This is a genomic window from Mesorhizobium sp. M0062 (assembly GCF_040323125.1).
Lineage (GTDB): Bacteria > Pseudomonadota > Alphaproteobacteria > Rhizobiales > Rhizobiaceae > Mesorhizobium.
Map to the genome: position 1 here is coordinate 106,363 of NZ_JAMYUO010000015.1, position 22,229 is coordinate 128,591.

A 22,229-nucleotide genomic window follows, 5' to 3' on the forward strand; every position below is an offset into this window, starting at 1 on the left:
GGGTGGCAGGCATGGAGATCCACGACAGGAGCGATGTTCTCGATGTGCGCAATGCCATCGTCAGCAACTCCAGATTTGACGATGTGAACTTGTCGAACACGCAGTTTCACAACGTCGACCTGTCGGCGGCCGTGGTGGACGACGCGAACCTCTCGAACGCGTTTTTCGGCAATGTGAATATGAGCAATCTGAAGATAGAAAACGCTGAAGTCGCCGGCATGATGATCAATGGCATCAGGCTGAGCGATCTGTTTCAGGCATATGAGACGGCGCAGACCGCCGGGGGCAATTGATGGCAAAGCTCAAGGTCGACGGGAAAGAGATCACTGTACCCGACCACTACACGCTGCTGCAGGCAGCCGAGGACGCCGGCGCGGAAGTGCCGCGCTTCTGCTTCCATGAGCGGCTGTCGATCGCCGGCAATTGCCGCATGTGCCTGATCGAGGTGAAGGGCGGGCCGCCGAAGCCGCAGGCCTCCTGCGCCATGAATGTGCGCGACCTCCGTCCGGGACCCAATGGCGAGGCGCCTGAAATCTTCACCAACACGCCGATGGTCAAGAAGGCCCGCGAAGGCGTGATGGAATTCCTCTTGATCAACCATCCGCTGGATTGCCCGATCTGCGACCAGGGCGGCGAATGCGACCTGCAGGACCAGGCGATGGCCTTCGGCGTCGATTCCTCGCGCTATCACGAGAACAAGCGCGCGGTCGAAGACAAGTATATCGGCCCATTGGTCAAGACGGTTATGAACCGCTGCATCCACTGCACGCGCTGCGTCCGCTTCACCACGGAAGTTGCGGGCATTTCCGAGCTTGGCCTGATCGGCCGCGGCGAGGATGCCGAGATCACCACCTATCTCGAAAGCGCCATGACCTCGGAGCTGCAGGGCAATGTCATCGACCTCTGCCCGGTCGGCGCGCTGACCTCCAAGCCTTTCGCCTTCCAGGCACGGCCGTGGGAGCTGACCAAGACAGAATCCATCGACGTCATGGACGCCGTCGGCTCGGCAATCCGCGTCGACAGCCGTGGCCGCGAGGTGATGCGCATCCTGCCGCGCGTCAATGAAGCGGTGAACGAGGAGTGGATTTCCGACAAGACCCGCTTCATATGGGACGGATTGCGCACGCAGCGCCTCGACCGCCCCTATGTCCGCAAGGACGGAAAGTTGGCGCCGGCCAGCTGGGCCGAAGCGTTCGTTGCGATCAGGGATGCGGCGTCGAATGCTGCGCCCGAGAAAATCGGCGCGATTGCGGGCGATCTTGCCGCCGTCGAGGAAATCTACGCACTGAAGCAGCTTATGGCTGCGTTGGGCTCAAGGAACACCGATTGCCGCCAGGACGGCGCCGCACTCGATCCCGCGCTCGGCCGCGCCAGCTACATCTTCAACCCGACCATCGAGGGCATCGAGCAGGCCGACGCGGTGCTGATCATCGGCGCCAATCCGCGCTTCGAGGCCTCGGTGCTCAATGCCCGCATCCGCAAACGCTGGCGGATCGGCAATCTGCCGGTCGGCGTCATCGGCGAGGTCGGCGACACGCGTTACGACTACGAACAGCTCGGCGCCGGTCCGGAGTCGCTGAAAGACCTGGCCGACGGCAATGGCAAGTTCTTCCAGGTGCTGAAGAAGGCGACGCATCCGCTGATCATCGTCGGCCAGGGCGCGCTGTCGCGTGCCGACGGCGCGGCGGTGCTCGGCCAGGCGGCGAAACTCGCCACCGCCGTCAACGCTGCCCGCGCCGACTGGAACGGCTTTGCCGTGCTGCACACTGCAGCCGCGCGCGTCGGCGGTCTCGATGTCGGCTTCGTGCCTGGCAGGGGCGGCAAGAACGTTGCCGGCATGCTGGGTGAGAGCGAGGTTCTGTTCCTGCTCGGCGCCGACGAGATCGACATGTCGAAGACCGGCGGCGCCTTCGTCGTCTATGTCGGAACGCATGGCGACGCCGGTGCGCACCGCGCCAATGTCATCCTGCCGGGAGCCGCTTACACCGAAAAGTCCGGCACCTATGTCAACACCGAGGGACGCGTGCAGCAGACCAACCGCGCGGGCTTCGCGCCGGGCGACGCGCGCGAAGACTGGGCGATCCTGAGGGCATTGTCCGATGTGCTGGGCAAGAAACTACCCTTCGATTCGCTGCAGCAGTTGCGCGCCAAACTCTATGGCGAATACCCGCATCTCGCCCGCATCGATCATGTCGAAGCCGGCAATGCCGATGACGTCGCTAGGGTGGCGAAGCTCGGCGGGCGGCTGAACAAGGGCACTTTCACCTCGCCGGTCACGGATTTCTATCTGACCAACCCGATTGCGCGGGCCTCCGCCGTCATGGCGGAATGCTCGGCGCTGGCGAAAAACGGCTTCAGGCAGGCGGCAGAGTAGACATGGACACCTTCTTCTCCTTCTACGTGCTGCCGACGCTGATCATCCTTTTAAAGTCGGTCGTGCTGATCGTCGTTTTGCTGATCGGGGTTGCCTACCTGCTTTACGCCGACCGCAAGATCTGGGCGGCGGTACAATTGCGCCGCGGCCCGAACGTCGTCGGCCCGTGGGGCACGCTGCAGGCTTTCGCCGATCTGCTAAAATTCGTCTTCAAGGAACCGGTCATTCCGTCCGGCGCCAACAAGGGCGTGTTCCTGCTGGCGCCGCTGGTGTCGGCCGTGCTGGCAATCTCGGCCTGGGCGGTCATTCCCGTCAATGCCGGCTGGGGGATCGCCAACGTCAATGTCGGCATCCTCTACGTCTTCGCCATCTCCTCGCTCGAGGTCTATGGCGTGATCATGGGCGGCTGGGCGTCCAACTCCAAATACCCGTTCCTCGGCGCGCTGCGCTCGGCGGCGCAGATGGTGTCCTACGAAGTCTCGATCGGCTTCGTCATCGTCACCGTGCTGCTCTGCGTCGGCTCGCTCAACCTGTCGGACATCGTGCTGTCGCAGCAGGATGGGCTGGGCACCAAGCTTGGCCTGCCCAACAGCTTCCTCGACTGGCACTGGCTGGCGCTGTTCCCGATGTTCGTCATTTTCTTCATCTCGGCGCTGGCCGAGACCAACCGCCCGCCCTTCGACCTGGTGGAAGCCGAGTCCGAATTGGTCGCCGGCCATATGGTCGAATATTCGTCGACGCCGTTCCTGTTGTTCTTCCTCGGCGAATACGTCGCCGTGGTGATGATGTGCGCGCTAGCCACCATCCTGTTCCTCGGCGGCTGGCTGCCGCCCTTCGACTTCGCCCCCTTCACCTGGGTGCCCGGCGTGATCTGGTTCGTGCTCAAGATCTGCCTGATGTTCTTCATGTTCTCCATGGTGAAGGCCTTCGTGCCGCGCTACCGATACGACCAGCTGATGCGGCTCGGCTGGAAAGTGTTTTTGCCGATCTCGCTGTTCATGGTCGTTGCCACCGCGGCCTTCCTCAAGATCACGGGGTTTGCGTGATGTCCGCTCTTGGCCAGGCCGCCAAATCGCTGCTGCTGCAGGATTTCGTCAGCGCCTTCTTCCTGTCGATGCGCCAGTTCTTCGCGCCGAAGGAGACGATCAACTATCCGCACGAAAAGGGGCCGACCAGCCCGCGCTTCCGTGGCGAGCACGCGCTGCGCCGCTATCCCAATGGCGAGGAACGCTGCATCGCCTGCAAGCTGTGCGAAGCGATCTGTCCGGCGCAGGCGATCACCATCGAGGCCGGCCCGCGCCGCAATGACGGCACGCGCCGCACCGTGCGCTACGACATCGACATGGTGAAGTGCATCTATTGCGGCTTCTGCCAGGAAGCCTGCCCGGTCGACGCCATCGTCGAGGGGCCGAATTTCGAGTTCGCGACGGAGACGCGCGAAGAGCTTTACTACGACAAGGACAGGCTGCTGGCGAATGGCGACCGCTGGGAGCGCGAACTGGCGCGCAACATCTCGCTGGACTCGCCCTACCGCTGACATTTGACGCATGGACGGGGCGAGGGGCCTCGTCTAAGGACAACGCAACTTGCCGGCCGGAGGCGGTCGCAGAAATCAAACAGGACGGATGTCCTGTTTGGACAGGAACCCGGGGGATCCCCAATGCTGAGTGGACTAGAGGCGGCCTTTTTCTACCTCTTCGCCTTTGTCGCGGTGGCGTCGGCCTTCATGGTCATTTCGTCGCGCAACCCCGTGCATTCCGTGCTGTTCCTGATCCTGACCTTCTTCAACGCCGCCGGCCTGTTCATGCTGACCGGCGCCGAGTTCCTGGCGATGATCCTGCTCGTCGTCTATGTCGGCGCGGTCATGGTGCTGTTCCTGTTCGTCGTCATGATGCTCGATGTCGACTTCGCCGAGATGAAGGAAGGCGCCCTGCAATATGCGCCGATCGGCGCGCTGGTCGGGCTGATCCTGGCGGCCGAGCTGATCGTGGTGCTCGGCGGCTACACCTTCGCGCCGCAACTGGCCTCGACGGTCTCCAAACCCATCCCGGATCTTGCCGCGCGGACAAACACCGCAGCACTCGGCGACATCCTCTATACGGACTACCTCTACTACTTCCAGATTTCGGGCCTCATCCTGCTGGTCGCCATGATCGGCGCCATCGTCCTGACGCTGCGCCACAAGGAAGGGGTCAAGCGGCAGTCGATCGCCGCCCAGGTCGGCCGCACGCCGGCGACAGGCATGGAAATCCGCAAGGTCAAGTCGGGCGAGGGGCTCTGAGATGGTCGTCGGCATCGCACATTACCTGACCGTATCGGCGATCCTGTTCACGCTCGGCGTGTTCGGCATCTTCCTGAACCGCAGGAACATCATCGTCATCCTGATGTCGATCGAGCTGATCCTTTTGGCGGTCAACATCAATTTCGTCGCCTTCTCGGCGGCATTGGGCGATCTCGTCGGCCAGGTGTTTGCCCTGTTCGTGCTGACGGTCGCGGCCGCCGAAGCGGCCATCGGTCTTGCCATTCTCGTCGTCTTCTTCCGCAACCGCGGCTCGATCGCGGTCGAAGACGTGAACCAGATGAAGGGTTGACGGGGCTAACATGTATCAAGCGATCGTCTTCCTTCCGCTGCTCGGCTTCCTGATTGTCGGCCTGTTCGGCAATGCGCTCGGCGCCAAGGCATCGGAATATATCACCTCGGGCTTCCTGGTGATCTCGGCCGTGCTGTCCTGGGTCGCCTTCTTCTCCGTCGGCTTCGGCGAAGGCGAGGTGTTCACCGTGCCGGTACTGCGCTGGATCCAATCCGGCGGCTTGGACGCGTCCTGGGCGCTCAGGATCGATACGCTGACGGTGGTCATGCTGGTGGTGGTCAACACGGTGTCGGCGCTGGTCCACATCTATTCGATCGGCTACATGCACCACGATCCGAACCGGCCGCGCTTCTTCGCCTATCTGTCGCTGTTCACCTTCGCCATGCTGATGCTGGTGACGGCGGACAATCTGGTGCAGATGTTCTTCGGCTGGGAAGGGGTGGGTCTCGCGTCCTATTTGCTGATCGGCTTCTGGTACAAGAAGCCGTCGGCCAATGCCGCTGCCATCAAGGCCTTCGTCGTCAACCGCGTCGGCGATTTCGGCTTCGCGCTCGGCATTTTCGGCGTCTTCGTTTTGTTCGGCTCGGTCAATCTCGGCACCATCTTCGCCAATGCCGCGACGTTCATTCCGGCTGAAGGCGCGCCGCAAGGGGCCGCCGTGCTGACCTTCCTCGGCTATGCGCTGGACAAGCAGGCGGCCATGACCATCGTCTGCCTGCTGCTGTTCATGGGCGCCATGGGCAAGTCGGCGCAGGTGCCGCTGCACACCTGGCTGCCGGACGCGATGGAAGGCCCGACGCCGGTTTCCGCGCTGATCCATGCCGCCACCATGGTGACGGCCGGCGTGTTCATGCTGGCGCGGCTGTCGCCGCTCTTCGAACTGTCGCATTCGGCGCTCACGGTGGTGACCTTCATCGGCGCCTTCACCGCCTTCTTCGCGGCGACCGTCGGCCTGGTTCAGAACGACATCAAGCGCGTCATCGCCTATTCGACCTGCTCGCAGCTCGGCTACATGTTCGTCGCGCTCGGCGTCGGCGCCTATGGCGCGGCGATCTTCCATTTGTTCACGCATGCCTTCTTCAAGGCGCTGCTGTTCCTGGGCTCCGGCTCGGTCATCCATGCCGTCTCCGACGAGCAGGACATGCGCAAGATGGGTGGCCTGCGGAAGCTCATTCCGAAGACCTACTGGATGATGGTGATCGGCACGCTGGCGCTGACCGGTGTCGGCATTCCGGTGACCGTCATCGGCACCGCCGGCTTCTTCTCCAAGGATGCCATCATCGAGGCTGCCTTTGCCGGCCACAATTCGGTCGCCGGCCTCGCTTTTGTCCTGCTGGTCATCGCCGCCTGCTTCACCTCCTTCTACTCCTGGCGGCTGATCTTCATGACCTTCCACGGCGAGCCGCGGGCGAGCCACGACGTCATGCACCATGTCCATGAATCGCCGCCGGTGATGCTGGTGCCGCTGTTCATCCTGGCCGCGGGCGCGCTGTTTGCCGGCGTTATCTTCCATGGTGCCTTCATCGGCGAAGGCTATACCGAATTCTGGAAGGCCTCGCTGTTCACGCTGCCGGACAACCACATCCTGCACGATATCCACGAATTGCCGCTGTGGGTCGAGCTGGCACCGTTCGTCGCCATGGTCATCGGCTTTGCAGTCGCCTGGAAGTTCTACATCCGCTCGCCGGAACTGCCCCTGAGTGTCGCCGCCAACCATCGGCTGCTGTATGCCTTCCTGCTCAACAAATGGTACTTTGACGAGCTCTACGACGTCCTGTTCGTGCGGCCGGCAAAGGCGCTGGGCAGGTTCTTGTGGAAGACCGGCGACGGCACCATCATCGACGGGCTCGGTCCTGACGGCATTTCGGCGCGCGTCGTCGACGTCACCGACCGCGTCGTCAAGCTGCAGACCGGCTATCTCTATCACTATGCCTTCGCCATGCTGATCGGCGTGGCCGCACTCGTCACCTGGATGATGCTCTGATGACCGCCTGGCCAATCCTCTCGCTGGTCACCTTCCTGCCGCTCGTAGGTGTGCTGATGATCCTGTTCATCAGGGATGACAGCCCGAATGCGCGTCGCAACATCCGCGCCATCGCGTTCACGACGACAGCGGCCACCTTCATCATCTCGCTGTTCATCTGGACCGGCTTCGACAATTCGCAAGCCGGCTTCCAGTTCGTCGAGAAGTTTGCCTGGTTGGATTCCGGCATCTCCTACCATATGGGCGTCGACGGCATTTCGATGCTGTTCGTCATCCTGACGACGTTCCTGATGCCGCTCTGCATCCTGGCGTCGTGGGAAGCGATCGACAAGCGGGTCAAGGCCTACATGATCGCCTTCCTGCTCTTGGAAACGCTGATGATCGGCGTGTTCTGCGCGCTCGACATCGTGCTGTTCTACGTCTTCTTCGAGGCCGGCCTGATCCCGATGTTCATCATCATCGGCGTCTGGGGCGGCAAGCGCCGCGTCTATGCCTCGTTCAAGTTCTTCCTCTACACGTTGGCCGGCTCGGTGCTGATGCTGCTCGCCATCATGGCGATGTTCTTCCAGGCGGGCACCACCGACATCCCGACGCTGCTGACCCACAACTTCCCGGCCCACATGCAGACATGGCTATTTCTGGCCTTCTTCGCCTCCTTCGCGGTGAAGATGCCGATGTGGCCGGTGCACACCTGGCTGCCCGATGCGCACGTCGAAGCGCCGACGGCGGGTTCGGTGATCCTGGCCGGTATCCTGCTGAAAATGGGCGGGTACGGCTTCCTGCGCTTCTCCCTGCCGATGTTCCCGCTGGCGTCGGAAATGTTCGCACCGCTGGTGTTCACGCTGTCGGTCGTCGCCATCATCTACACCTCGCTGGTGGCGCTGATGCAGGAGGACATGAAGAAGCTGATCGCCTATTCCTCCGTCGCCCATATGGGCTTCGTCACCATGGGCATCTTCGCCATGAACCAGGAAGGCGTGCAGGGCGCGATCTTCCAGATGCTGAGCCACGGCCTCGTCTCGGGCGCACTGTTCCTGTGCGTCGGCGTCATTTACGACCGCATGCACACACGCGAGATCGACGCCTATGGCGGCTTGGTCAACAACATGCCGAAATACGCAACCGTGTTCCTGATCTTCACCATGGCCAATGTCGGCTTGCCCGGCACGTCAGGCTTCGTTGGCGAGTTCCTGACCATGCTCGGCGTGTTCCGGGTCAACACCTGGGTGGCTTTCTTCGCCGCCACCGGCGTCATCCTGTCGGCGGCCTACGCGCTCTGGCTCTACCGCCGGGTGATCTTCGGCGCGCTGACCAAGGAAAGCCTGAAGGGCCTGCTCGATCTGTCGACGCGCGAGAAGGCAATCATCTACCCGCTGGTCGTGCTGGTCATCTTCTTCGGCGTTTATCCCGCTCCCGTCTTCGATGCCACGGCCCAGTCGGTCAAGGCGCTCGTCACCAATGTCACCGCATCCATCGGCGCCGCGCAGACCGCGGCGGCGAACTGACCAGAGGTTTTGCGAACCATGACGCCGGACCTTTACTCCAGCCTTTCGCTCTCGACGCCGGAGCTGATCCTCGCCATCGGCGCGCTGGCGCTGTTGATGGTGGGCGCCTATTCGCGCGCCAACACTGCCATTCTGGTGACCGGCCTTGCCGTCGCCGTGCTGGTGATCGCAGGCCTATGGCTGATCTTTTCGACAGGGCAGGGCAGCGCCTACGGCAACGCCTTCATCCAGGATCCGTTCTCCCGCTTCATGAAGGTGCTGTCGCTGATCGGTTCGGCGGTGACGCTGGTGATGTCGATGCGCTTCGCCAGGCAGGAGCATTTCGACAAGTTCGAATACCCGGTGCTGATCCTGCTCTGCACGCTCGGTATGATGCTGATGATCTCGGCCAACGGTATGATCGGGCTCTATCTCGGCCTCGAGCTGCAGTCGCTGGCGATTTACGTGCTGGCGGCGATCAATCGCGACAATCTGCGTTCGACCGAGGCCGGTTTGAAGTATTTTGTGCTCGGCGCGCTATCGTCGGGCATGCTGCTTTACGGAATCAGCCTCATTTACGGCTACACCGGCAATGTAGGCTTCCAGGAAATTTCCTCCGCGCTTGGCAGCGGCGAGCGCCAGTTGGGTCTCGTCGTCGGCCTGGTCTTCGTTTTGGCCGGCCTTGCCTTCAAGATTTCGGCGGTGCCGTTCCACATGTGGACGCCCGATGTTTACGAGGGCGCGCCGACGCCGGTCACCGCCTTCCTGGCGGCCGCTCCCAAAATGGCGGCAATGGCGCTGATCGTGCGCGTCACCATGGGCGCCTTCAAGCCGATCGCTTCCGACTGGCAGCAGATCATCGTCTTCATCTCGATCGCCTCGATGGCGCTCGGCTCCTTTGCCGCGATCGGCCAGACCAACATCAAGCGGCTGATGGCGTACTCCTCGATCGGCCATATGGGGTATGCGCTGGTCGGCCTTGCCGCCAACAGCCAGGCCGGCGTGCGCGGCGTCGCCATCTACATGCTGATCTATCTCGTCATGACGCTCGGCACCTTCGCCTTCATCCTCGCCATGCGGCGCAAGGAAGGCAATGTCGAGCAGATCAGCGATCTCGCCGGTCTGTCGTCGACCAACCCGATCATGGCGACGATCCTGACCATCCTGATGTTCTCGCTGGCCGGCATCCCGCCGCTCGCCGGTTTCTGGGGGAAATGGTACGTGTTCCTCGCCGCCATCAACGCCAATCTCTATGCGCTGGCGATCATCGGCGTGCTGGCCTCTGTGGTGGGCGCTTTCTACTATCTGCGGATCATCAAGATCATGTGGTTCGACGAACCGGCCGGCGGCTTCGTGCCGATGGCGGTTGAGCTGCGCCTCGTGCTTGGTGTCTCCGGCGCTTTCGTGCTGTTCTATGTGCTGATCGGCGGTCCGATCGCGACCTACGCCGAAGCCGCCGCCAAGACATTTTTCTGAACGGATGGCATTTCGGCTGGCTCCGACCTCTGAGACGGAAGGGTTCCGGCTCGAGGCCCATGACAGCGTGGGTTCCACCAACACGCTTGCGCTGGACCATGCAAGGGCAGGCGACCCCGGCAAATTGTGGGTCGTTTCCAAGAAGCAGGAAAGCGGCCGTGGCCGCCGCGGCAGGGCCTGGGTATCGCCCGAGGGCAATCTGGCGGCGACATTGCTGGTCATCGCCGGCGGTGAGTTGCGTCTGGCGGCGACGCTGGGCTTCGTCGCCGGCCTGTCGCTGGCCGATGCGCTCGACGCCGTGGTGCCGAAGGGCAGGATCGCTATCGGCCTCGACGGCGCCAGCCAGGGGCAGAACCGCTTCGAGCTGAAATGGCCGAACGATGTGCTGGCCTCCGGCGCCAAGCTGGCCGGCATCCTGCTGGAATCGGCCATTCTCGATGGCGGCCGTTTCGCGGTGGCGGTGGGCATCGGCGTCAATGTGGTGGCGCATCCGCCGGATTTGCCGTATCCGGCGACATCGCTTCAGGCGCTGGGCGCGACATGCGACGCCGAAACGCTGTTCTTGGCGCTGTCCGATGCCTGGACCGACAATGCCCGGCTGTGGGATGACGGACGCGGGCTCGACGCCATCCGGCGTCGCTGGCTATCGCGCGCGGCGGGGCTTGGCGGCGAGGTTGCTGTCAGGATTGACGGGAATGTGGTGCGCGGTACCTTCGAGACCATTGACGCGGACTGCCGTTTCGTGATCCGCGATGATGAGGGGTCGGTCGTGACGGTAGCCGCCGGCGACGTGCATTTCGGCGCCGTCGCGTCGGCAAAGATTTAGGGGCTGGTCGCAAGGGCCGGGAAGGGAAAATTGATGGCGAAAGCGCAAAACGCCGAACTCGTCTTCGTGCCGCTCGGCGGCGTCGGTGAGATCGGCATGAACTTCGCCCTTTACGGCTATGGGCCGCCTAGCGCGCGCGAGTGGATCGTCGTCGATGTCGGCGTGACCTTTCCCGACGCGGCGCATCCGGGCGTCGACCTGATCCTGCCCGATACGCGCTTCATCGAGGAGAACCTCGCCGGCCTGCGCGGCATCATCATCACCCACGCGCACGAAGACCATTACGGGGCGCTACTCGACATCTGGCCGAAGCTGAAGGCGCCGGTGTGGATGACACCGTTCAGCGCCGGCCTGCTCGATGCCAAGCGCCAGGGCGAGCAGGGCGCGCCGAAGAAAATTCCGGTGACGATCTACCGGGCAGGCGAGACATTCACCGTCGGCCCGTTCTCGATCGAGGCCATTCCGGTGGCGCACTCGATCCCCGAGCCGATGTCGCTGGCGATCACCTCGCCGGCCGGCACCGTCATCCATACCGGCGACTGGAAGATCGATCCGGAACCGACGATCGGCCCCAAGACCGACGAGGCGCGGTTCCGCGCCTATGGCGACAAGGGCGTGCTGGCGCTGGTCTGCGATTCCACCAATGCGCTGCGCGAAGGCGAATCGCCGTCGGAAGTGGCGGTCGGCGAAGGCCTCAGGGGCGTCATCCAGAGCGCCGTCGGCCGCGTCGCCGTCACCACCTTCTCGTCCAATGTCGGACGCATCGTCTCGATTGCCAAGGCGGCGCGCGATGCCGGCCGCCAGTGCCTGGTACTCGGCCGCTCGCTCAAACGCGTCATCGATGTCGCCGGCGAGCTCGGCTACATGGACGGGCTGCCGGAGTTCATCGCCGAAGAGGATTTCGGCTTCATCCCGCGCGAGAACCTGGTCATCATCTGCACCGGCAGCCAGGGCGAGGCGCTGGCGGCACTGGCAAAACTTTCGCGCGACGAGATGAAATCGGTGTCGCTGACGGCCGGCGACACGGTGGTGTTTTCCTCACGCACCATTCCCGGCAACGAGAAGGCGATCCTCGAGATCAAGAACCGCCTCATCGACCTCGGCATCAAGATCATCGAGGATGGTGACGCGCTTGTGCATGTCTCCGGCCATCCCCGCCGCAGCGAATTGCGCAGGATGTATGAGTGGGTGCGGCCGCAGATCGGCGTTCCCGTGCATGGCGAAGCCGCGCATCTGGTGGCGCAGGGATCGCTGATGTCGACGTCGGGCATCGGCCAGGTGGCGCAGGTGCGCGACGGCGACATGCTGCGGCTGGCGCCCGGTCCGGCCACGATCATCGACCAGGTGCCATTCGGCCGCATCTACAAGGACGGCAGGCTGATCGGCACCGACCAGGCGATGGGCATACGCGACCGGCGCAAGCTATCCTTCGCCGGCCATGTCGCGGTCAATGTCGTGCTCGACGATAAATATGAGCTCGCCGGCGATCCCGATCTGGTCGCCATCGGCGTCGCCGAGGCCGATGCCCGTGGCGAAAACATGGAAGATCTGATGCTCGACGCGGCCGTCGGCGCGGTCGACTCGATCCCTCGCCAGCGCCGCAAGGACCTCGATCTGGTGCAGGAAGCGGTGCGCCCCGCCGGGCGCGGCGCCGCCAACGAAGCCTGGGGCAAGAAGCCGCTGGTGACGGTGTTTGTGACGAGGTGAGGGAATAGGCAGTAGGCGGTAGGCAGTGGAGAAAAATGCAGATGTATCACTACTGCCTGCTGCCTATTCCCTACTCCCTTAACTTGTGGAGCACTTCATGCTGGGACGCCTGAACCATGTAGCACTTGCCGTACCGGACCTGGCCGCGGCGATTGCGGCCTATCGCGATACGCTTGGCGCGAAGGTCACCGCGCCGCAAGCGCTGCCCGAGCATGGCGTTACCGTGGTGTTCGTCGATGTCGGCAACACCAAGATCGAACTCCTGGAGCCGCTGGGCGAACGGTCGCCGATCGCGGCCTTTCTGGACAAGAACCCCTCGGGTGGCATGCATCATGTCTGCTACGAGGTCGACGACATCCTTGTCGCGCGCGATCACCTCAAAGCGAGCGGCGCCCGCGTGCTGGGCGACGGCAATCCCAAAACCGGCGCCCACGGCAAGCCGGTGCTGTTCCTGCATCCCAAGGATTTCTTCGGCACGCTGGTCGAACTGGAGCAGGCATGAGCTGGATTTCGTTTGCCGCCCTGTTCTTCATCACCTGGTGGCTGATGCTGTTCATCGTGCTGCCGTTCAGCGTCAAGACGCAGGATGACGACCATGACGTGACGCTGGGCACGGTTGCGAGCGCGCCGCGCGGACCGCATATGCTGCGTGCCGTGATCCGCACCACCATCGTCACGGCTGTCGTCATGGGGGTTTTCTACAGCCTGACGCACGGGCTGGGCTACAGCCTCGACGAAGTCCCGCACATCATCCCCGAAGCCAGCCAGGCACCGGCTAACTAAACACTTTCCCGCCGACAGATCGGCTGGGATGTTTGTGCCTGTTTCGGAGCGCCAAACTCAGGTTTTGGCTCACCAGCTTGCGATGCGCAATCGGCGGCCAGGCATGGCCCACCCGCATTAGAATCACGCCTTGGTGTCAGGCTGACGCAAGCTCACGTGATTTGGGAACAGGTTGATCTAACCAGATGATCGGGCAAAAAAAAATGCAAGGCACAAGGCCTTGCAATTTAAACGCGTTCCGATCTGTTTTCCGGTTTCCGGCGGCAGCGGGTAACCGCGCCTAGATCGCATCCTCCCAAGACTTTGACCGCGTAGGAGAGCAGATTTTTCTCCACCCTCTCGGTTATCGGGGCACACTAGCCTAACCCTGATGAAATTGTCACGCAGAATTTTGCCCGCAATCGGGCAATCTGTGCTGCAGTGCACAATAGTGCGGCAGGCTTTGCTTGCGAAACGAACAACACCGGGGCTGCCGCCTTAATCTGGTCAGGTGTGCCGCGTCGCCCGGACGCGCAAAGCGTGTGTGAGCACTTCGGAGTCAGGTCATCATTTTGTATCAAAAGCATTATCGTTTTCGGTGCGAAGGTCTTTGGAAGAAGAATCGATTTTTGCGATTTCCGGCCGATGCGGCCGGTCGGGTTTCCATTCCGTCACGAAATAGCTATGAAGCCGGGGCAAGCAAGCCAGCCGCGCCGATTCCGGCGCAGCCTCCTCTCTCACGGACCTGTCCATGCGTTTGTCGCAGTTTTTCCTGCCCATCCTGAAAGAAAATCCGCGCGAGGCCGAGATCGTCTCGCACCGGCTGATGCTGCGTGCCGGCATGATCCGCCAGCAGGGGCAGGGCAGCTTTTCCTGGCTGCCGCTAGGCAAGCTGGTGCTCGACAAGGTCTGCCGCATCATCCGCGAGGAGCAGAATCGCGCCGGCGCTCTGGAAATCCTGATGCCGACCATCCAGTCGGCCGATCTGTGGCGCGAAAGCGGCCGCTATGACGACTATGGCAAGGAGATGCTGCGCATCAAGGACCGGCAGGACCGCGACATGCTCTACGGTCCGACCAATGAGGAAGTGGTCACCGAAATCGTGCGCGCCTACGTCAAGTCCTACAAGGACTTGCCGCTAAACCTCTACCACATCCAGTGGAAGTTCCGCGACGAGGTGCGTCCGCGCTTCGGCGTCATGCGCTCGCGCGAATTCCTGATGAAGGACGCTTATTCCTTCGACCTCGATTTCGAGGGCGCCAAAGCCGCCTACAACCGCATGTTCGTATCCTATCTCCGAACGTTCACGCGCATGGGGCTGCAGGCCATTCCGATGCGAGCCGACACCGGGCCGATCGGCGGCGATCTCAGCCATGAATTCATCATCCTGGCCGACACCGGCGAGAGCCAGGTCTATTGCGACCGCGAATATCTGTCGCTGCAGGTGCCCGGCGAGAAAACCGACTTCGGCAATGACGGCGAGATCGCCGACATCGTCAAGACGTGGACGACGCCTTACGCCGCCACCGACGAGATGCATGACGAGGCGGCCTGGGACAAGCTTGGCGAAGCCGACCGGGTCTCGGCACGCGGCATCGAGGTCGGCCACATCTTCCATTTCGGCGACAAATATTCCAAGCCCATGGGCGCCAAGGTGACCGGGCCCGACGGCAAGGATCATTTCATTTCCGGCGGCTCCTACGGTATCGGTCCGTCGCGGCTGGTGGCGGCGATCATCGAGGCCAGCCATGACGATAACGGCATCATCTGGCCGGAAGCGGTGACGCCGTTCGACATCAGCCTGATCAACATGAAGGCCGGCGACGCCGAGTGCGACCGCGTCTGCGGCGAGCTCTACGCCGCCTTCACCAGCGCCGGCAAGGATGTGCTTTACGACGACACCGACCAGCGGCCGGGCGGCAAGTTCGCCACCGCGGACCTGATCGGCCTGCCCTGGCAGGTGATCGTCGGGCCGCGCGGCGTGGCCGCCGGCGAGATCGAGATCAAGAACCGCCGGACCGGCGAGCGCGAGACGCTGCCGGTCGCGGAGGCCAGGAAACGCTTCGGTGCAACCGCATGAGCGAAGCCGCGGCAGCGAAGTCTTCGGTAGCCCAGTCTCCGGTTGGCAAGTCTCCGGTCGCCAAGTCTCCGGTCACCAAGTCTCCGGTCGCCGGCCCGTTCTCCATGTTCGAACGCATGGTCGCCTGGCGTTATTTGCGGTCGCGCCGCAAGGAGACGGTGATCTCGGTCATCGCCTCGATCTCCTTCCTCGGCATCATGCTGGGCGTCGCCACGCTGATCGTCGTCATGGCTGTCATGAACGGGTTTCGAGCCGAACTTCTGACCCGCATCCTCGGCGTCAACGGCCATCTGATCGTGCAGCCGCTGGATTCGCCGCTTGAGGACTATGCGCAGGTCGCAGCCCGCATCAACGGCGTGGCCGGCGTCAAATACGCGATCCCGCTGATCGACGGCCAGGTGCTGGCGCAAGGCAATGTCGGCGGCGGCATGGGCGCGCTGGTGCGCGGTATCAGGGCCGAAGACCTCGGCAAGATCGCCATCGTCGCCCAGAACGTCAAGCAAGGCACGCTTGACGGCTTCGACTCCGGCGATGGCGTCGCCATCGGCAAGCGCATGGCGGAGAATCTCGGCCTTGTGCTCGGCGACACCATCACGCTGATCTCGCCGGACGGCGATGTGACGCCGATGGGCACGACGCCGCGGCTGAAGGGCTACAAGGTGGCGGCGATCTTCGAGGTCGGCATGTCGGAGTATGACAGCTCCATCGTCTACATGCCGTTTTCCGAAGCGCAGCTCTATTTCAACATGGACGGCAGGGCGCAGACGATCGAGATCTATGTCGACAACCCCGATAATGTTGACGCGCTGAAACCGCTGGTCGATGCGGCGGCGCAACGCCCGATCGACATGGTCGACTGGCGCCAGCGCAACGAGACGTTCTTTTCGGCGCTGCAGGTCGAGCGCAACGTCATGTTCATGATCCTGACGCTGATCGTGCTGGTGGCGGCGCTCAACATCATCTCCGGCCTGATCATGCTGGTGAAGGACAAGGGCCACGACATCGCCATCCTGCGCACGATGGGCGCCTCACGCGGCGCCATCCTGCGCATCTTCCTGATGACGGGTGCTGCGATCGGCGTCACCGGCACGCTGGCCGGCGTGCTGCTCGGGGTGCTCATCTGCACCAACATCGAATCGATCCGCCAGTTCTTCTCCTGGATGACCGGCAAGGTGCTGTTCAACCCGGAGCTCTATTTCCTCAGCCAGCTGCCGGCAAAGATGGACCCGCGCGAGACCACCTATGTCATCCTGATGGCGCTCGGCCTGTCCTTCCTGGCAACGGTGTTTCCGGCATGGCGCGCCGCACGGCTCGATCCGGTCGAGGCCTTGAGATACGAATGAAGTCCGAGATCATTATCGAGCTGAAGAGCGTCGAGCGGCACTATGTCCAGGGGCCGCGCAAGCTCACCATTTTGAACGGCGCCGACTTTTCGCTGAAGCGCGGCGAGATGGTGGCGCTGGTGGCGCCGTCGGGCACCGGCAAGTCGACGCTGCTCCATACGGCGGGCCTGCTCGAGCGCCCCGACGCCGGTGACGTCATTCTGGCCGGCCGCGCCTGCGGACGGCTCTCCGACGACGAACGCACGGCGATCCGCCGCAACGATGTCGGCTTCGTCTATCAGTTCCATCATCTGCTGCCGGAGTTTTCGGCACTGGAAAACATCATGATGCCGCAGCTGATCAAAGGGCTTTCGCGCAAGGAGGCGTCGGAGCGCGCATCACAGCTGCTCGACTATATGCAGATCGGCAAGCGCGCGTCGCACCGGCCGTCGGAACTGTCCGGCGGCGAGCAGCAGCGCGTCGCCATTGCCCGCGCGGTCGCCAACGCGCCCTTGCTGCTGCTCGCCGACGAGCCGACCGGCAATCTCGACCCGGTCACCGCGTCCTATGTGTTCGAGGCGCTCGGCGCGCTGGTCAAGCAGTCCGGCCTTGCCGCGCTGATCGCCACCCACAATCACGAACTCGCCTCGCGCATGGACCGGCGGGTGACGCTGGCGGACGGCAAGGTCGTTCCGTCGTAGGCCCCAACTTCGTCATCCTAGGGCGAAGCAGGAGCGGAGCTCCGTCGCGAAGACGCTAGGATGACGAAGTGATTGGGGCGTGTCGGCCATGCGATGCGCCCTCCGTCAACACTGTCGTCACCCCGTCAACCTTTCCTTAACCCTGCTCAAACCGGCTGTCAGGATTCGTCGGCATGCCGTCTCCTGATCGTTGACATTCGAACAAAATTAGAACAAAATACGAACATAGCAACAACAGGAGAGAGTTATGAGCGATCTTGTTCAGGACGTCGTTTCGTTGGTGTGCATGAGTGCGTTTCTGGTTTCCATGGCCGTCTGGATCGGCGCCATGTGATGCAACTGCTGTTCGCTGCAGTGTTTTAGGCGGGCAGGAGGGGCGTTGTGCCGTTAAGCCTTTCTTGCCGCCGTGCCGCTAGACTGCCCTGCCAAATATAGGGAGCAAAAACCTCAGGTGTCGCCGATCGTGACGGCCCTTCTGGTGGCCGGTAATCTCGGATTGATTTTCCTTTTGATGACTGCGCCGCTCGGTTTGCGCACGGTGAGGCTCAGCCGCGTGATTACGATGGACCGGCAGCGCCTCTGGCAGGCGCTGTGGCCGCTAGGCAGCGATGCCGGCTGGTCCGGCGAGATACTCTCGGCCCAGCCGCTGGACGGGCAGGGCACGGCCCGCATCCTGCTGTCGTGGGAAGGCCGCGACGGCCAGCCGATCGAGCGCAGGTCGCGCTTCGAGGACGTCGTCGAAGGCAGTCGTTTTTCGATGCGGGTCATCGAGGATACCGCGCTCGACGCGTCGTTCTGGAAGGATTTTTATGAGACCACCGAACTCACCTCGGAAGGTGCCGGCACGCGGGTGACGCTCAGTCAGACCGATCGCTATCGCGGCGTCGCCTTCCTGGTGTTCCGCTACTTCGCCATGCGCCGCGAGCTCGGCAAGCTGGAGATCTGGGCGAGGACCGGACAGTATCGCAAGGGCGGCTGGTTCGAGCATCCGCTGAGCCAGGTCGGTTTCGCCGTTCTGTCGGCTTTCATCCTTTGGCCGTTCTTCGGGCTCAATCTCGGCGGCCTGGCGCTGGCCGCGATCCTGACCTCGGTGGTTGCCCTGCATGAGCTCGGCCACATGGCGGCCTTTCGGCTAACCGGTCATCGCAAGGCGCGGATGATCTTTATCCCGCTGCTCGGCGGCATCGCCATTGGCGGCCGGCCTTATGACAGCCGCTTCGAGGTCGCCTTCGTGGCGCTGATGGGCGCTGGTTTTTCCGCGTTCCTGGTACCGCTGCTGATCGTCGCCAGCGGGCTCGCATCCGGCGAGGGACATCGGCTCGCCGCGGCCCTTCTGGCGACGCTTGCCGGCTTTGCCGCGCTGTTCAACATCGCCAATCTGGTGCCGGTGTGGAAATTCGACGGCGGTCAGGTGCTGCGCCAGATCTGCCCGGGGCCGGTCGCCCTGGCGCTCGCCTCGTTTTCCCTGCTCTCGGCCTTGCTATGGCTTGGCTGGCTGGCCGGCTTTTCCCAAAGCTTTCTGCTGGTGGCGGGCGCCGTCTTTGCCATCCTCAGCCTGATGACAGTGGGTAGCGGGGTAAAACCGCGCCACGAATTGAAGCCGATCCGCATCTTCGACCGTTTCGCCATGGCCGGCGCGCTGCTGGCCGTCTTCGCCATTCACGGTTTCGGGCTGTTGTGGGCCTCGGCGCGGTTGCTTTGAGCGTTGGTCGAGGCGAGACTCAGCCGGCCTTGCGAGCCGGTTCTGCAGAAGTTGACTCCGCTGCCCCGAAAACATCCTCGAAGGCGGATTTCAGCGCCAGGTCGAAATCGCCCATGGTCACGGGCAGGCCGAGGTCGACGAGGCTGGTGACGCCGTGATCCGGCACGCCGCATGGCACGATGCCGCTGAAATGGCTGAGATCCGGCTCGACATTGACGGCAATGCCATGAAAGCTCACCCAGCGCCGCAGCCGGATGCCGATGGCCGCGATCTTGTCTTCAGCCGGCGAGCCGTCGGGCAGGGACGGGCGCTCGGGCCGCACCACCCAGACTCCGACGCGGTCCTCGCGGCGTTCGCCGCGCACATTGAAGGCGGCAAGCGTGCCGATGATCCACTGCTCGAGCGCGGCGACGAAGGCGCGCACATCCTCGCGCCGGCGCTTCAGGTCAAGCATGACATAGGCAACCCGCTGCCCCGGCCCGTGATAGGTGTATTCGCCGCCGCGCCCCGCGGCAAAGACCGGGAAACGGTCGGGGTCGATCAAGTCCTCGATGCGGGCGCTGGTGCCGGCGGTGTAAAGCGGCGGATGCTCGACCAGCCAGACCATCTCGGCGGCCGCACCCGTGCGGATCGCCTCGGCGCGCGCTTCCATCAGGGCCAGCGCATCGGTGTAGCCGGTCAGGCCGGGCTCGATGCGCCATTCGACCGGCGCCGAACCCGGCAAGGGCAGGAACGACGTGGCGATCTGGCTGCGTTCGGTCATGGCTTTTTCGTTTTTCGCGTGACGCACGCCGGCTTGGCGAAACCGGCTTGCGCTCTGGGGCCAAATGCATTTGCCCTTCATATGGCGGTATCCGGCTGAAACGTCCAGTTCGCCACGCATTTCGGCCTTCGCGCACGACCCCGAAGATAGGAACGATCTTCGGAAAGGATCATGCGCCAAATCAAAGTGCTGCAGCGTCCTTTGCGCGTCCCACAGGACGCGCGGCGCTGTAGAGGCCGATATGCCAATTTGCGGCGATTATTGCGCGCCGCGCCCTTGTTTCGCCGGAAACGATTTGCTACACGCCGCGAGCCGGTTCGTTCCGGCTCCTACCACGGGCGGTCGTGGCGGAATTGGTAGACGCGCAGCGTTGAGGTCGCTGTGGGGCAACCCGTGGAAGTTCGAGTCTTCTCGACCGCACCATAATTTTTCGGCCATTGAAATCATTGCGACTTCTCAGGCCGTCGACGCCAAATCATCGCCTTTGGCGCTTGAACCGGCCGCAGCAGAGTTGCAACAAGAGGTCGCAGAGCCGCACGCGAACGCCGCTTGGCTCGCACCGGCCAGCCTCCTGCACCCGAGTCCCCGGCTTTGCCGGTGGCGGGGCAGGGGATGTGGGCGACCTAAGCGGCGCGTCGTTGAGGGAAATGGAGACCCGGGCGGGCTCGACGAGGGTCAACGGCCGTCACGACGGTGTGGTGGTGATCGCAATAGACGCGATCCGGCGACGTTGGCCCGGCACAAAAACGGTAGCCACCGGGTACCGAGCGGTCTTCGCTCACCGGAAAGCGGCACTGGTTGAGGCCTAGCTGAATGAGGGGGACGTCTCTAGACGCTGGTCTGATATTTTCATGCATGATGGTTTTCAGTTTCCTGGTTCATAGCCATTGCCGGCCGACGGCCGCAGTGCGACCCGCCGGAGCGAGCTTCTCTCGTTTTGGAGGGCTGTGGACCACATATGGTGCTGATCGTACCGTCAAAGAAGCCCGGCGCCCCGCTTCTTCAGCCAAATCGTTTGCGACTTAAGGCCACACCCGCGAGCGCCCGAAGCAGTAACGACGCGCCGGCAAATCCCGGCCGGACAGGTCATAGCCTCAGTCCGTCGCCGCCGATCGGTTGAAGACGATGGTGACCCTGGTTCCCTCGCCGGCACTCGACTTGACGTCGAATTGCGCCTTGGCATTTTCGGTCAGCGACCGCGCGATCAAGGAGCCGAGCTTGCCGGGCCTGGGCCAGGTCTCACCCGTCGGCAGACCGATCCCATCATCGGCGACAGTCACCCGGCAACCATCGCCGCTGACGACGCTGTGCAGCGTGATCGTGCCGCCATCGCGCCCGACGAATGCATGTTTGAGAGCGTTGGTCAGCAACTCATTGACGACCAGGCCTGTCGGCATGGCAACGTTGATGGATACCGGATAGGTATCCACCTTAAGGTCGAGGCGGATACCTTCGACTGCGTGCGACGCCATGACGGCGGACGCGATCTGGCTGAGATACACGCCAAGATCCACCTCATCCTTCTGCTGGTCAGCCGACAATGTCTGGTAGAGGATTGCCAATGCGTCTACCCGGCCGGCAAGCCTTTCGAAACGCTTCTGGTCCGGTTCGGTGGCGTTGCGGGTTTCCATCCGGATCAAAGCGGTGATCATCTGCAGATTGTTTTTCACCCGATGCTGCAGTTCGCGCAACAGGGTGTCCTTCTCCCGGATGAGCTCCTCCGCGGGTCGCGCGTCCTCGGTCTCACCGTGTGCCGTGACGTCGACAAGCGCCACCAGCCGGAAGCAGAGCTTGCCGTTGTCGTCCTCGATAACGTTGGAATAAACGTCGACGATTGCCGGCTTGTCCTCGCCGCGCTCGAGGCGAAATGTGCCGACGAAATCGGTGTCTTCAACGACAGCCTCGGCGAGCGGCCTGTCCTTCTGCCGATGAAGCCCCCTGCCGGAAAGGGCCGCCCAGTTTTCCCGCGCAAGCTTCGGCGCCTTGAGGTCCGAGAGCTTCTCGAATTCGGGATTGGCGTAGACGACACGTTCCTTCGCGATCAATTCCGAGACGGCGATCGCGATCGGCATCTGGTCGAGAAATTTCTTGAACTGGTCGCTTTCCAGCGCGGTGGCGAGGTCAGGCGTATCGAGCAATTGCTCGACAGCGTCAGCCTTATCGGAGTCTGTCATCTCGGCGCCTGCGTGATGCGTGGAAGCCATCAATATCAGGCATGCAATTCACCCGCCATCTCCAATATCGAAGGGGATACGACAGCGTCACTACTGGTGCGGGCCGCGTCGCGCAGCGCTCCACCGCCTGCCGCTCACGAACGAATTGGACAGAAGGCATTTTTCTCAGGGCCGCCGAACTTTGAAAAGAAATGTCTATGGAATTTGTAGAATTACGCTTTGAATGGGATCTCGGTACTGCTCGCAAGCCTTGGCGGCCTTCGCCTCCTGAGCTGAGATCAGT

At 62.9% G+C, this 22,229-nt stretch carries 20 protein-coding genes and 1 tRNA gene; 18 read left to right on the top strand and 3 right to left on the bottom strand.

Annotated features, from left to right (window positions below; translation table 11 throughout):
• Positions 1-11 precede the first annotated feature (11 nt).
• From NKJ64_RS18920 to NKJ64_RS19000, 17 genes are all read left to right on the top strand, one after another.
• Positions 12-293, top strand: a complete 282-nt coding sequence (locus tag NKJ64_RS18920) for a pentapeptide repeat-containing protein (protein WP_023731233.1) — start codon at positions 12-14, stop codon at positions 291-293.
• Positions 293-2,374, top strand: coding sequence for an NADH-quinone oxidoreductase subunit NuoG (gene nuoG, locus NKJ64_RS18925; protein ID WP_023823108.1), 2,082 nt, complete (start codon positions 293-295; stop codon positions 2,372-2,374). Before NKJ64_RS18920 ends, nuoG begins: the two co-directional genes overlap by 1 nt.
• Positions 2,375-2,376: 2 nt before the next feature.
• Positions 2,377-3,420, top strand: a complete 1,044-nt coding sequence (nuoH, locus tag NKJ64_RS18930) for an NADH-quinone oxidoreductase subunit NuoH (RefSeq protein ID WP_023685202.1) — start codon at positions 2,377-2,379, stop codon at positions 3,418-3,420.
• On the top strand, positions 3,420-3,911 hold the full coding sequence (gene nuoI, locus NKJ64_RS18935) for an NADH-quinone oxidoreductase subunit NuoI (protein WP_023690956.1): 492 nt from the start codon (positions 3,420-3,422) through the stop codon (positions 3,909-3,911). Before nuoH ends, nuoI begins: the two co-directional genes overlap by 1 nt.
• Positions 3,912-4,034: 123 nt before the next feature.
• The gene (locus NKJ64_RS18940) at positions 4,035-4,655 is read left to right on the top strand and encodes an NADH-quinone oxidoreductase subunit J (RefSeq protein WP_023690957.1); all 621 of its coding nucleotides are present in this window, start codon (positions 4,035-4,037) and stop codon (positions 4,653-4,655) included.
• Position 4,656: 1 nt separating this feature from the next.
• Positions 4,657-4,965, top strand: coding sequence for an NADH-quinone oxidoreductase subunit NuoK (gene nuoK / locus NKJ64_RS18945; protein WP_023670810.1), 309 nt, complete (start codon positions 4,657-4,659; stop codon positions 4,963-4,965).
• Between the two features lie 10 nt (positions 4,966-4,975).
• Positions 4,976-6,949 (top strand): NADH-quinone oxidoreductase subunit L, encoded by a 1,974-nt coding sequence (gene nuoL, locus NKJ64_RS18950; RefSeq protein WP_352445507.1) that lies wholly within the window; start codon positions 4,976-4,978, stop codon positions 6,947-6,949.
• Positions 6,949-8,454: an NADH-quinone oxidoreductase subunit M gene (locus tag NKJ64_RS18955; protein WP_023690959.1), complete on the top strand. Its 1,506-nt coding sequence runs from the start codon at positions 6,949-6,951 to the stop codon at positions 8,452-8,454. The genes nuoL and NKJ64_RS18955 overlap by 1 nt, the downstream gene beginning before the upstream one ends.
• Before the next feature lie 18 nt (positions 8,455-8,472).
• On the top strand, positions 8,473-9,909 hold the full coding sequence (gene nuoN / locus NKJ64_RS18960; RefSeq protein ID WP_352463136.1) for an NADH-quinone oxidoreductase subunit NuoN: 1,437 nt from the start codon (positions 8,473-8,475) through the stop codon (positions 9,907-9,909).
• Between the two features lie 4 nt (positions 9,910-9,913).
• Complete coding sequence (locus tag NKJ64_RS18965; RefSeq protein ID WP_352463137.1) at positions 9,914-10,735, top strand: biotin--[acetyl-CoA-carboxylase] ligase; 822 nt, start codon at positions 9,914-9,916, stop codon at positions 10,733-10,735.
• A gap of 33 nt (positions 10,736-10,768) precedes the next feature.
• A complete protein-coding gene (locus tag NKJ64_RS18970) occupies positions 10,769-12,442 on the top strand; it encodes a ribonuclease J (protein ID WP_352463138.1) in 1,674 nt (557 codons plus the stop codon).
• A gap of 97 nt (positions 12,443-12,539) precedes the next feature.
• Positions 12,540-12,944, top strand: a complete 405-nt coding sequence (mce, locus tag NKJ64_RS18975; RefSeq protein WP_023805491.1) for a methylmalonyl-CoA epimerase — start codon at positions 12,540-12,542, stop codon at positions 12,942-12,944.
• Positions 12,941-13,225: a DUF1467 family protein gene (locus NKJ64_RS18980; protein ID WP_023823104.1), complete on the top strand. Its 285-nt coding sequence runs from the start codon at positions 12,941-12,943 to the stop codon at positions 13,223-13,225. Before mce ends, NKJ64_RS18980 begins: the two co-directional genes overlap by 4 nt.
• 730 nt (positions 13,226-13,955) lie before the next feature.
• The gene (proS, locus tag NKJ64_RS18985; RefSeq protein ID WP_023823103.1) at positions 13,956-15,284 is read left to right on the top strand and encodes a proline--tRNA ligase; all 1,329 of its coding nucleotides are present in this window, start codon (positions 13,956-13,958) and stop codon (positions 15,282-15,284) included.
• Positions 15,285-15,388: 104 nt separating this feature from the next.
• A complete protein-coding gene (locus NKJ64_RS18990) occupies positions 15,389-16,627 on the top strand; it encodes a lipoprotein-releasing ABC transporter permease subunit (protein ID WP_027050260.1) in 1,239 nt (412 codons plus the stop codon).
• The gene (locus NKJ64_RS18995; protein WP_023823102.1) at positions 16,624-17,307 is read left to right on the top strand and encodes an ABC transporter ATP-binding protein; all 684 of its coding nucleotides are present in this window, start codon (positions 16,624-16,626) and stop codon (positions 17,305-17,307) included. Before NKJ64_RS18990 ends, NKJ64_RS18995 begins: the two co-directional genes overlap by 4 nt.
• A 451-nt stretch (positions 17,308-17,758) precedes the next feature.
• Entirely contained in the window at positions 17,759-19,009 is a 1,251-nt protein-coding gene (locus NKJ64_RS19000; RefSeq protein ID WP_023823101.1) for a peptidase M50, read from the top strand.
• A 19-nt stretch (positions 19,010-19,028) separates the two neighbouring features.
• Here the strand turns inward: NKJ64_RS19000 and lipB are convergent, their stop codons facing one another.
• Positions 19,029-19,772 carry a lipoyl(octanoyl) transferase LipB gene (lipB, locus tag NKJ64_RS19005; RefSeq protein ID WP_023670798.1) on the bottom strand — a complete coding sequence of 248 codons (744 nt, stop codon included), beginning with the start codon at positions 19,770-19,772 and terminating at the stop codon, positions 19,029-19,031.
• A gap of 338 nt (positions 19,773-20,110) precedes the next feature.
• Between lipB and NKJ64_RS19010 the strand changes: the two genes are divergently transcribed.
• A tRNA-Leu gene (locus NKJ64_RS19010) sits at positions 20,111-20,195 on the top strand.
• Positions 20,196-20,395: 200 nt separating this feature from the next.
• On the opposite strand, the gene NKJ64_RS19015 is transcribed toward NKJ64_RS19010, so the two are convergent.
• Positions 20,396-20,629: a GcrA family cell cycle regulator gene (locus NKJ64_RS19015; RefSeq protein ID WP_081726779.1), complete on the bottom strand. Its 234-nt coding sequence runs from the start codon at positions 20,627-20,629 to the stop codon at positions 20,396-20,398.
• A 237-nt stretch (positions 20,630-20,866) separates the two neighbouring features.
• On the bottom strand, positions 20,867-21,946 hold the full coding sequence (locus NKJ64_RS19020; protein WP_023823099.1) for a sensor histidine kinase: 1,080 nt from the start codon (positions 21,944-21,946) through the stop codon (positions 20,867-20,869).
• Positions 21,947-22,229 lie beyond the last annotated feature (283 nt).

Coding starts and splice junctions, on each gene's coding strand:
- NKJ64_RS18920 (WP_023731233.1), top strand. CDS start 12: ATGGAGATCCACGACAGGAGCGATGTTCTCGATGTGCGCAATGCCATC.
- nuoG (WP_023823108.1), top strand. CDS start 293: ATGGCAAAGCTCAAGGTCGACGGGAAAGAGATCACTGTACCCGACCAC.
- nuoH (WP_023685202.1), top strand. CDS start 2,377: ATGGACACCTTCTTCTCCTTCTACGTGCTGCCGACGCTGATCATCCTT.
- nuoI (WP_023690956.1), top strand. CDS start 3,420: ATGTCCGCTCTTGGCCAGGCCGCCAAATCGCTGCTGCTGCAGGATTTC.
- NKJ64_RS18940 (WP_023690957.1), top strand. CDS start 4,035: ATGCTGAGTGGACTAGAGGCGGCCTTTTTCTACCTCTTCGCCTTTGTC.
- nuoK (WP_023670810.1), top strand. CDS start 4,657: ATGGTCGTCGGCATCGCACATTACCTGACCGTATCGGCGATCCTGTTC.
- nuoL (WP_352445507.1), top strand. CDS start 4,976: ATGTATCAAGCGATCGTCTTCCTTCCGCTGCTCGGCTTCCTGATTGTC.
- NKJ64_RS18955 (WP_023690959.1), top strand. CDS start 6,949: ATGACCGCCTGGCCAATCCTCTCGCTGGTCACCTTCCTGCCGCTCGTA.
- nuoN (WP_352463136.1), top strand. CDS start 8,473: ATGACGCCGGACCTTTACTCCAGCCTTTCGCTCTCGACGCCGGAGCTG.
- NKJ64_RS18965 (WP_352463137.1), top strand. CDS start 9,914: ATGGCATTTCGGCTGGCTCCGACCTCTGAGACGGAAGGGTTCCGGCTC.
- NKJ64_RS18970 (WP_352463138.1), top strand. CDS start 10,769: ATGGCGAAAGCGCAAAACGCCGAACTCGTCTTCGTGCCGCTCGGCGGC.
- mce (WP_023805491.1), top strand. CDS start 12,540: ATGCTGGGACGCCTGAACCATGTAGCACTTGCCGTACCGGACCTGGCC.
- NKJ64_RS18980 (WP_023823104.1), top strand. CDS start 12,941: ATGAGCTGGATTTCGTTTGCCGCCCTGTTCTTCATCACCTGGTGGCTG.
- proS (WP_023823103.1), top strand. CDS start 13,956: ATGCGTTTGTCGCAGTTTTTCCTGCCCATCCTGAAAGAAAATCCGCGC.
- NKJ64_RS18990 (WP_027050260.1), top strand. CDS start 15,389: ATGTTCGAACGCATGGTCGCCTGGCGTTATTTGCGGTCGCGCCGCAAG.
- NKJ64_RS18995 (WP_023823102.1), top strand. CDS start 16,624: ATGAAGTCCGAGATCATTATCGAGCTGAAGAGCGTCGAGCGGCACTAT.
- lipB (WP_023670798.1), bottom strand. CDS start 19,772: ATGACCGAACGCAGCCAGATCGCCACGTCGTTCCTGCCCTTGCCGGGT.
- NKJ64_RS19015 (WP_081726779.1), bottom strand. CDS start 20,629: ATGCATGAAAATATCAGACCAGCGTCTAGAGACGTCCCCCTCATTCAG.
- NKJ64_RS19020 (WP_023823099.1), bottom strand. CDS start 21,946: ATGACAGACTCCGATAAGGCTGACGCTGTCGAGCAATTGCTCGATACG.